General features: G+C 35.1%; 2 protein-coding genes. Both read left to right on the forward strand.

All coding sequences use genetic code 11. The annotated features are described in order from the left end of the window. Window positions 1-240: 240 nt before the first annotated feature. On the forward strand, window positions 241-10,221 hold the full coding sequence (locus tag ACZ76X_RS21650) for a SpaA isopeptide-forming pilin-related protein (RefSeq protein ID WP_479851650.1): 9,981 nt from the start codon (window positions 241-243) through the stop codon (window positions 10,219-10,221). A 489-nt stretch (window positions 10,222-10,710) separates the two neighbouring features. Beyond that, complete coding sequence (locus tag ACZ76X_RS21655; protein ID WP_479851651.1) at window positions 10,711-12,111, forward strand: M28 family metallopeptidase; 1,401 nt, start codon at window positions 10,711-10,713, stop codon at window positions 12,109-12,111. Window positions 12,112-12,153: the final 42 nt, after the last annotated feature.

Genomic DNA, 12,153 nt, shown 5'->3' on the forward strand with positions numbered 1-12,153 from the left:
GTCTGATATCGTTCCTTTTATCAGCATACTTTCGACATTTTTTGTCGAATTATGTATATTCCAGATTTTTACGTTACTTTATATATGCCTTTGATTAAACATCTATTCTGTCAGAGAACGTACATAGAAACGGGGGGATAGTAGCAACAAAGACTTTATAACAATTAACTTTTTTTATATTCCATTTGTTCATGTGGAATATATTCCTCAGTGAACAAATGAATGTTCAAAGGAGGCAAAATGAAAAAACTTTTCAATATATGTTTAATTGTATTTGTACTATTTTCACAGTTTATTAGTTTCCCGTACAATCAGGCAAAAGCTGAGACTTTACAGGAAACTTCATTATTTGACACTGTTGAGATGAAAGATGCAACGGATCACATTATTGACGAAGCAAAAAATCCTAACAACTTAATAAAGATAGGATCAACCATTCAAGTAGAATATGCTTGGTCAATAAAGGATCAACGAGTGGTACATGCAAACGATACAGCAGTCATTCAAATACCACTTGCATTAAAAATATCTAAAGATTTGCAAGGAGATTTAGTAACAGGTCAAAAAAATATTGGTCAATATTTTTTAACAGCTAAAGATAATAAATTAAAACTAATATTTAATGATCAAGTAGAAAATTCGAAAGATGCTAAAGGAAAAATTAAAATTGATACTGTTTTTAACCCAACTTTAAAAACTGGAGAAAAATCAGTTCAAATCGCTTTTCCTTTAGGAACAATGGTTCAACCTATAACAGTTCCTGTTCAAGCAGAAGATTCTAAAGAAGATAGCACCGAACAGGATACTAATAAACCAGTGCAAGATCCAGTAGCTAAACCTGTTAATGGTAATACGGAGCAAGATTCAGCAACTAAACCTGCTACTGATAATCCGGAACAAAATCCAGCAACTAAACCTGCTACTGATAATCCGGAACAAAATCCAGCAACTAAACCTGCTACTGACAATCCGGAACAAAATCCAGCAACTAAACCTGCTACTGATAATCCGGAACAAAATTCAGCAGCTAAAATTGCTACTGACAATCCGGAACAAAATCCAGCAGCTAAAATTGCTACTGACAACTCAGAACAAAAGCTAGCAAGCGACCCTACTAAGAATATAAACTCAGGTCCAAAGCAAATAACAACAAACATTTTAACGGGTGTAAAGTTGACGGACAAAGACGGAAAACCATTTACAGAGGATAACCGTCCAAGCACAGATTCCCCTGCCAACATTGAGTTTACATGGGAACTTTTAAAATCAATGAATGTAAAAAGTGGAGATTACTATATTTTTGATCTTCCTAAACATTTTAAGATTTACAATACAATTAACAGTCCTTTATATGATAATGAAAATCACCCTATTGGGAACTTTACTGTTACAAAGGATGGAAAAGTCACAATGACATTCAACGATTACGTTGAAGAACATCCAGATGTTGTTGGTAACTTACAATTAAAGACAGAATTTAATAAAGCTGAAATTAAAGGTACAACAACACAAGAAATTCCTTTTCCAATTAAAGATAAAGATGTTTCTATTACCGTTGACTTTAAGCCCAATGTACAAACAGCTACAAATAAAAAAGGGTTACCTGATAGACCAATTAATACAAATGAAGTTAATTGGACAGTAGAAATGAACAAAACAAAAGAAAATCTTAAAAACGCTGTTTTTAAAGATAACATCCCACAAGGTACAATTTTAAATAAGGATTCTATTAAAGTTTATTATTTAGAGGTTGATGTTAACGGGAACGCAACACGTGGTGAAGAAGCTGATCCAGCAGATTACAAAGTTATTTCATCAGATGGTTCAAAATTGGAGATTGCTTTTAAGGAGAATATCAGTAAAGCATACCAAATCGAATATGCCACAAAAATTACTGATGAAAATGTAAAAGACTTCCGAAATAACGTTACGATAACGAGTGATAATCAAAAACAACAAAACGCAAGTGCTACTGTTACTGTCTCTCGTGGTACACATTTAAACAAAACAAGTAAATATGATCCAAAGACGCAAACGATTGAATGGACAATTACTTACAACGGTGATCAAAAAAATATCAAAAAAACTGATGCACTTTTAAAAGATATTTTTGACGATACACATGAACTAGATGCAAATTCTATCGTTGTGAAAAACGCTTCCTACGATGATAATGGAAGGCTTGTAACAGGAGATACTGTTAATAATTACACTGTAAGTAACAAGAAGAACGGATTCGACTTACAGTTTAATGAGGATATTAATAGTGCTTATGTAATTTCCTATAAAACAAAGCCAACTGGTAACGTCATAAAAGATGGAAAAGTAAAAAATACAGTTACAGCTGATAATGGTTCAAGTAAAGAAAATGAAGTTGGCTTCAAGCAGCAAAATATTATTAAATCTAATAATAAAGCTGAAACAAACTATAAAGACAAAACAACAACCTGGACAATTACAGTAAATAATAACAACTATCCATTAAACAATGCGATCATTACAGATACCTTTAATCATGGTGGCTTACAATTAAAAGATAAGAAACTAGAAATTAAAGACGGAGATTATATCCTTCAAGATGGGACTGACTATGTTTTAGATGTAACAGATAAAGGTTTCAAAGTTACCCTTATAGGTACATATCAGTCTAATATGACAAAAACATTAATCATAAAATATACAACGGACTTTGACTATACCCAATTAGAAAGTGGTAAAACTTCATTTAAAAATACAGGTGACCTATCTTGGATAGATGCAGATTCCAACAAACAATCAAATAAAGTTGAAGCGAATTTTGATCCTGATACCTTTACAAAGGCAAATGGTTATAAATACGGTTCTTATAACGCCCAAACGAAGGAAATTACTTGGATAATAGGCTTTAACTATAATAACGTTGAGATTAAAGATCCGTATGTTATAGACGTAATACAAGATAAACAAAAGTTAGTGCCAGGATCCATTGAAGTGCGCGATATGATTTTAAATGGAAGCCCAGATAATGCAAGACCTGGTAATGCTGTACCGACTGAGCAATATGAACTTGAAGAACCTACAGAGAAAAATAAAAATACCCTAAAGGTCCATTTCAAACAATCAATTAATTCACCTTACTATATTATCTTTAAAACAAGCCTTGATGGTGAACTTATCCAAAGTACCTACAAAAACGAGGCAGAGTTGAAAGATGGCTCTAAAATTGTAAACACTCTTAAAGGTGACGCTCAAGTAAATAAAGGTGGCAGCTTTGTTACTAAAAAAGCTGTGCAAGACGACAACTATATTAATTGGAGTATTGCAATTAATGAAAGCCAATCGACCATTGCAGACGCAGTTGTAACAGACGACCCAACAGACAACCAAGTACTTGTGGAAGATTCATTCCACTTATATCCTACAACTGTCGATCCATATGGAAATTTAACAAAAGATACAGCAAATGAATTAAAACAAGGAACAGACTATAAGTTAACGATCACAACAGACAATAATACTGGAAAGCAACATTTTGAAATTGCTTTCTTGAAGAAAATTGATCGAGCTTATATTTTAGAATATCGCTCACTTATTAATGCAGACGATAAAGAAAAAGTGAGTAATAAAGCAAAAATCACAGGCAATAAGTTAACAGTAACAAATACGGAAACTACCGAAACGATTGAAGTACGAATGTCTTCTGGTTCAGGCGGAGGATCTGCTACTACAGGTCGTGGAAACCTTGAAATTATAAAGGTAGATAGCGATGATAAGAACGCACCATTAGCCGGGGCAGAGTTTACTTTATACGATCGTACAGGGAAAACCGTTATTCGTAAAATAATAACAGACAAAGACGGTATCGCTAAGTTTAATAACTTAAAACGCGATAAATATTTATTAAAAGAAACAAAAGCTCCTGAAGGCTATGTAATTAGCTGGGATTTAAAACAAGGAAAAATTGTTGAACTTGGTACACAAGAAACTACAACATATAAACTTGCAAATAAGAAGTTTGTCGGGAAAGTAGTTTTAACAAAGTCTGATGACCTGAACAAAAACGTAACATTGCAAGGTGCCATTTTCACACTATTAGATAAAGATAAAAATATAATTTCAGAACACGCAAAATTAACAACAAATGATAAAGGACAAATTACTGTAGATAATTTAAAACCAGGAACTTACTACTTAAAAGAAACAAAGGCTCCTGAACATTATAAATTAGATGATCGACTGATTGAGGTTAAAATCGCGGAAGATCAAACAACAGTAATAAACCGAACTGCAACAAACAGTTTGATTCCAGGATCGGCCATTTTAACAAAAGTCGATAAAGATGGAAAAACTTTAGCAGGGGCGGAGTTCAGTGTACGCGATCGACATAACAATGTAATTCGCGGATATGAAAAATTAACGACAAATGACCAAGGTCAAATCGAAGCAAAGGATTTACGCCCTGGCAACTATCAATTTGTCGAGGAAAAGGCACCTAAAGATTACGACATAGATAAGAAACCAATTGAGTTTACAATTGTAAAAAGTCAAAAGGAAGCAGTTACTGTTACTGCGACGAATCATCTCATTAAAGGTGGCGTCACTTTAACAAAAACTGATGATATCGATGGTACAGCTCTTGCAGGTGCTGTATTTAAAATTGTCGATGCTAATGATGAAAAGAAAGTCATTCGTGAAAATGTAAAAACTGGTGCTGACGGTAAAGTAACTGTTAAAGACTTAGAGCCTGGTACGTATAAATTTGTTGAAACAGAAGCTCCTAAGGATTATACGTTAAATACAAACCCTATCGAGTTTACAATCGACAAAAGCCAACAATCTTTAGCTAGCGTTACGGCAACAAACAGTTTAAAAACAGGAGATGTTGAATTATTAAAAGTTGATGAGTTTGGTGATAAAAAGCCGCTAAAAGGTGCAGTATTCAAACTTGTCGATGCAAATAATAATGACGTTCCCCCACACACTAACTTAACTACCGATAGTACAGGTAAGTTTAAAGTTAGTAATTTACGTCCTGGTACGTATAAATTTATTGAAACAGCTGCTCCTGAACATTACGTTTTACGAGCAGAACCTATTGAATTTACAATCGATAGAAGTCAGAAAGAAACTCTACTTGTGAAAGCTGAAAATGCTTTAAAACCAGGAGATGTTGAATTAACGAAAGTTGATGATATCGACGGTACAGCTCTTGCAGGTGCTGTATTTAAAATTGTTGATGCTAATGATGAAAAGAAAGTCATTCGCGAAGATGTAAAAACTGGTGTGGATGGTAAAGCTATCGCTACTGGCTTACGCCCTGGCGATTATAAATTTATCGAGGTAACAGCACCGAAGTATTACGATAAAAATACAAATCCGATTAAATTTACGATTACAGAAAGTCAAACGACGTCGGCTACTGTTACTGCTAAAAATAGCTTAACAAAAGGCGGTATTGAATTAACAAAAGTGAATGCTGCAGATGAAAAAGAAACACTTGAAGGTGCAGTATTTAAAATCGTTAATAGAGATACAAATGAAGTTGTTCGCACGGAACTTGTTACGAATAGTAAAGGAATGCTAGTTGTTGACGACTTACGTCCTGGTAACTATAAACTTATCGAAACGAAGGCTCCAACTTATTACGATGTAAATGTAGAACCAATTGAATTTACAATCGAAAAAGGACAACAAAAACTTCTTCCACTTACATTTAAAAATAGTTTAACGAAAGGAAAAGTTAAACTTATTAAAGAAGATGATGTGGAGAGTAGTATCGCTCTTGCCGGCGCAGTGTTCACATTACAAGACGCAACTGGCAAAGAAATTGCGAAAGATTTAAAAACAGATGATTATGGAGTACTAGTTATTCCTGATTTAGCACCAGGAGATTACCAATTTATTGAAACAGCTGCTCCTGAACATTATAAATTAGATCAAACACCTATTAAGTTCACGATTAAAAAAGGTAGCAAAGAAGATCTTCCAGTCCCTGTCACTGTGAAAAATAGTTTACTTACAGGTGGCGTTACTTTAACTAAAGTCGATGACGTTGATGGCGTTACTCTTGAAGGTGCAGAATTTATCATTGTTGATGCTCATGATACGAAAAAGGTTGTTCGTAAAGGATTAACTACTGATGAACATGGTCAAGTGTCTGCTTCTGATTTACGTCCTGGTGACTATCAATTTATTGAAGTAAAAGCTCCGAAAGACTATGACTTAAGGAAAGATCCTATTCCGTTCACTATCGGAAAAAGTCAAAAAGAAAATATCAACGTTACCGCTACTAATAGCTTAACGAAAGGTGGCGTCATTTTAACAAAAATAGATGACATCGATCGTACAATGCTGAAAAATGCAGTATTTAAAATTGTTGATATGGATGGTAAAGAAGTTCGCACAAATCTTGTTACAGATGAAAATGGTGAAATTTCTGTTTCTGACTTACGTCCTGGAGACTATCAATTTATTGAAACAGCTGCTCCTGAACATTATGTGTTAGACGAGACACCAATTCCATTTAAAATTGAACGAAACCAAACGAAAAAAATTCCTGTTACAGGGAAAAACACGTTGAAAAAAGGTAGCGTTGAATTAACAAAAATTGATGATATTGATACTGATACGAAGCTCGCTCATGCTGTATTTAATTTATTAGATGCAGACGGAGAGATAGTTGAGGCAGGCTTAAAAACAAATGCTGAAGGAAAAATTGTTGTTGAAAATCTACGTCCTGGTACGTATAAGTTTATTGAAACAGCCGCTCCTGAACATTACGATTTAAATAAGAAACCGATTGAATTTACAATTAAGAGAAGCCAAACTGAAACGCTTCATATTACGGCCAAAAACGCTCTAACAAAAGGTGCAGTGGAACTTTCTAAAGTAGATGACATCGATGGCACTACACTTGAAGGCGCAGTATTTAACATTGTTGATATGAAGGGTACTGTCATTCATAAAGGCCTTGTTACAAATAGTAAAGGGAAAATTGAAGTTAACGACCTACGTCCTGGTGATTACCAATTCATCGAAACAGAAGCTCCTAAGCATTACGTTTTAGATGAAACACCAATCCATTTCACTATTGAAAAAGGACAGAAGAAAACTCTTTCTTTAACTGCTAAAAATAGTTTAAAACAAGGTAGTATCGAATTAATTAAAGTAGATGATTTAAACGATCAAACAAAACTTGCCGATGCTGTGTTTAATTTACTAGATCAAAACGGAACTGTAATTAAAACAGATTTAAAAACGAACGGTGAAGGAAAAATCACTGTTGAAAACTTACGTCCTGGTACGTATCAATTTGTCGAAACAACAGCTCCGAAACATTATGATTTAGATAAAAAACCAATTGTAGTTACAGTTGAAAAAAGCCAGAAAGATGTTGCTACTGTTACTATGACAAATAGTTTAACAAAAGGCGGCGTGGAACTTACTAAAGTAGACGACGTCGATGGTACTACACTTGAAGGCGCAGTATTTAACATTGTTGATATGAAGGGTACTGTAATTCGCGAAAACCTTACTACAAATTCACAAGGTAAAATTAGCGTTTCTAACTTACGTCCAGGTGATTATCAATTCGTCGAGACGAAAGCTCCGAAACACTACGATTTAAATAAAGAACCGATTCCTTTCACTATTGAAAAAGGACAAGCCGAACCGATTTCTGTTACTGCTAAAAATAGTTTAACTAAAGGTGCGGTAGAGCTTTCTAAAGTGGATGATATCGACGGTACAGCTCTTGAAGGTGCAGTATTTAAAATTGTTGATATGAACGGTAATAACGTTCGCACTGGCATTACGACAGATGCGCACGGAAAAGTTACTATTCCTGATTTACACCCTGGAGACTATCAATTTATTGAAACAACGGCTCCTAAGCACTATAAACTAGATGCTACACCGATTAAATTTACAATTAAGAAAAGCCAAGCAGAGAAGCTACAAGTCACTGCTACTAACAGCTTAATTGAAGGTGCTGTTGAATTAATTAAAGTGGATGATATAAATCCAGATACAAAACTTTCTGATGCAGTATTTAACATCATTGATGCGAAAGGGAAAGTTGTTCGCACGAATTTAACTACTGATAAAGACGGGAAAGTTTCTGCTTCTAATTTACGTCCAGGAGATTATCAATTCGTCGAGACGAAAGCTCCGAAAGATTATGATTTAAATAAAAAACCGATTCCTTTCACTATCGAGAAAAGCCAGCCAACTCACATTTCTGTTACTGCTAAAAATGGCTTAACTAAAGGTGGCGTAGAATTAACGAAAGTTGACTCTTTAGATGCGAAAGAAACGCTGGAAGGCGCGGTATTTAAAATTACTGATATGAGCGGTAACGACATTCGTACGAATTTAGTTACCAATAAAGATGGAAAAATCATCGCTAAAGGCTTACAACCTGGAGATTATCAATTTATTGAAACGAAAGCTCCGAAACATTATGACTTAAATGAAGATCCTATTAAGTTCACAATTGAAAGAAGCCAAACAAAACATGTCTTCGTTACAGCTACGAACAGCTTAACGAAAGGTAGTGTGGAGTTAATTAAAGTGGATGATATTGAAGAAAACACAACACTTGAAGGTGCGGTATTTAAAATTGTTAATAAGGATGGACACGACGTCCGTACTGATTTAACTACTGATAAAAACGGCCGTTTAGTTGTGGATGAATTACCACCGGGAGACTATGAGTTTATCGAAACAAAAGCTCCTAATCACTATGACTTAAACGAAACACCTATTAAGTTTACAGTTAATAAAGGACAAGAAAAAATCGCTTCCGTTACCGCTACGAATAGCTTAACGAAAGGCGCTGTTGAATTAACTAAGGTCGACGATGTTGACGGCTCTACTCTTGAAGGGGCTATCTTTAAAATTGTTGATATGAACGGCAATGATGTGCGTTCTAATTTAACTACTGATAAAGATGGAAAAATTTCTGTTTCTGATTTACGTCCGGGAGACTATCAGTTTATTGAAACGAAGGCTCCTAACCATTACGACTTAAATCAAAATCCTATCAACTTTACTGTTGAAAAGAGTCAAACAGCTAAAGCTTCTGTTACCGCTATGAATAGCTTAACGAAAGGCGCTGTTGAATTAACTAAGGTCGACGATGTTGACGGCTCTACTCTTGAAGGGGCTATCTTTAAAATTGTTGATATGAACGGCAATGATGTGCGTTCTAATTTAACTACTGATAAAGATGGAAAAATTTCTGTTTCTGATTTACGTCCGGGAGACTATCAGTTTATTGAAACGAAGGCTCCTAACCATTACGACTTAAATCAAAATCCTATCAACTTTACTGTTGAAAAGAGTCAAACAGCTAAAGCTTCTGTTACCGCTACGAATAGCTTAACGAAAGGCGCTGTTGAATTAACTAAGGTCGACGATGTTGACGGCTCTACTCTTGAAGGAGCTATCTTTAAAATCGTTGATATGAACGGCAATGATGTGCGTTCTGATTTAACTACTGATAAAGATGGAAAAATTTCTGTTTCTGATTTACGTCCGGGAGACTATCATTTTATCGAAACGAAAGCTCCTACTGGATACGATTTAAGTGCTAAGCCAATTCCTTTCACAATTACGAAAGGACAATCTCAAGTTACTTCTATTACTGCTTTAAATAGTTTAACAACAGGTTCAATGGAGTTAACTAAAGTTGATATGGATCACAACGGAACACTTGAAGGTGCCATTTTCAATATTTTAGATAAAGACGGAAAAGTAGTACGAGAAGGTTTAAAAACAGACGGGCATGGTAAATTAATCGTAAATGATTTGAAACCTGGTAATTATCAATTAGTGGAAACAAAAGCTCCTGCAGGCTATCAATTAGATGCATCACCAATAAACTTTACAATTGAAAAAGCTCAAGCTACACCACTACAAATTACAGTTTCAAATAAAAAAATCGATTCTTCATCAGGTGGAGATGATAAACCAATTACTCCTCCTAATAAAGAAGAGGAAACAGGGAAAGAAACTTTTGAAGAACCGGAAAAAGGAAATCCTGAAACACATGGTAACGGAACTTCCGAAGAAAAAGAAAACCCTGAAACACAAATAAACAAACAGCAAGATGACCGAAATACAGGTAAAGAACTTCCAAATACAGGTCACAAAAAGGATCCTACTCAAACAGTAGGTATCGTACTTCTACTAGCTGGATTGTTAAGTATTTTAGCTACAAAACGAAAAAAATATTATTAATAGTTTTTCACACCCAATCAAGTGAATATTTGATTGGGTGTTTTTTATGCAAAAAAGGACGATACATAGAGTATCGTCCTTTTAACGGGGTGAGGCTGTCCAAAGGTACGGAAAACCTTTGAACAGCCTCGTATTTTCATATGGATGCCTTACATATATCACTGATAATAAGTATGAAATGCGGAAACATATTTATCATCACATGATTCAAACATGAGAAAAGAAACCCTACAGTGGATTCTTTTCTCTACATAATCTAAAGTTTGGGTACACTAGATTCATGCAATGTAGGAGCTTTCCAAACAGAAAGCGAACCTTCATTTAAAATGATAGCATACATGTCTCTATCAAAAATATGCAAATATGCATACAGCATTTTTTATTTCTCAATGTCAGAATATTGAAAATAAATAGAGATAAAGGTAAAATGAAGTCGTTATCCGTCTTCTTTTGTCAGTCAGAGAGAATAGAAGAATAGGAGAGGAAAAAATGAAAAAATCTTTGAAACAAAAAATAGTAAGCTCTTTGCTTGCTGTATCACTCGCTGTTAGCTTAGCTCCAGTCGGACAAGCTAAAGCTGATTCCACGTCAGAAATCACACAAACTTCACCTATCACAAAACAAGTTGATGCAAACCACGCCATCGAACACATCCGTTTCTTATCTGAAACAATTGGTCCTCGCCCCGGTGGGACAAAATCGGAAGAATGGGCTTCTCGCTACATTGGTATGCAGCTTAAATCAATGGGCTATGAAGTAGAATATCAACCATTTCAAGTGCCCGATCAATACGTTGGATTTATGGAATCACCATTATCCACAAAGCGTAATTGGCAAGCTGGCGCTGCTCCTAACGCACTAATTTCTACAGAAGCTGTTACAGCCCCTCTTATCTTTGTTCAAGGTGGAACAAAATTAGAGGATATCCCAAATGAAGTAAACGGGAAAATTGTTCTATTTGAAAGAGGAACAACAGTTGCAGACTACAATAAACAAGTTGAAAATGCTGTTAGTAAAGGAGCAAAAGGAGTTCTTTTATACAGTTTAATTGGCGGACGTGGAAATTATGGACAAACCTTCAATCCCCGCCTAACGAAAAAGCAATCTATCCCTGTCTTTGGTCTTGCTTATGCGCAAGGAAATGCATTTAAAGAGGAAATTGCTAAAAAAGGGACAACAATTCTTTCCCTAAAAGCAAGACATGAATCTAATTTAACATCATTAAACGTCATCGCTAAAAAGAAACCTAAAAATAGTACGGGTAATGAAAAAGCTGTCGTTGTAAGTTCGCACTATGATAGCGTAGTCGGCGCACCTGGAGCAAATGACAATGCTTCTGGTACAGGGTTAGTATTAGAGTTAGCACGCGCTTTTCAAAATGTAGAAACTGATAAAGAAATTCGTTTTATTGCTTTTGGTTCTGAAGAGACTGGCTTACTTGGCTCCGATTATTACGTGAATAGTCTGTCCCAAAAAGAACGCGATCGAATTTTAGGTGTCTTTAATGCAGACATGGTTGCAACAAATTACGACAAAGCGAAGAATTTATATGCTATGACGCCTAACGGTTCTCCAAACCTGGTAACAAACGCAGCCTTACAAGCAGGTAAACAATTAAATAATGAACTCGTTCTTCAAGGAAAATTTGGCTCTAGTGATCATGTGCCATTTGCTGAAGTTGGTATTCCGGCCGCCCTATTCATATGGATGGGTGTCGATAGTTGGAATCCATTAATCTATCATATTGAGAAGGTATACCATACACCTCAAGATAATGTGTTAGAAAACATTTCACCTGAACGTATGAAAATGGCATTAGAGGTTATCGGAACTGGTGTTTATAATACTCTTCAAAAACCTGTTACTCAAACAAATCAAAAAGCCGCTTAATTATTTAAAGGACCACTGATAAAAATCAGTGGTCCTTTATTG

Source organism: Bacillus sp. BC05(2025), from assembly GCF_056725905.1.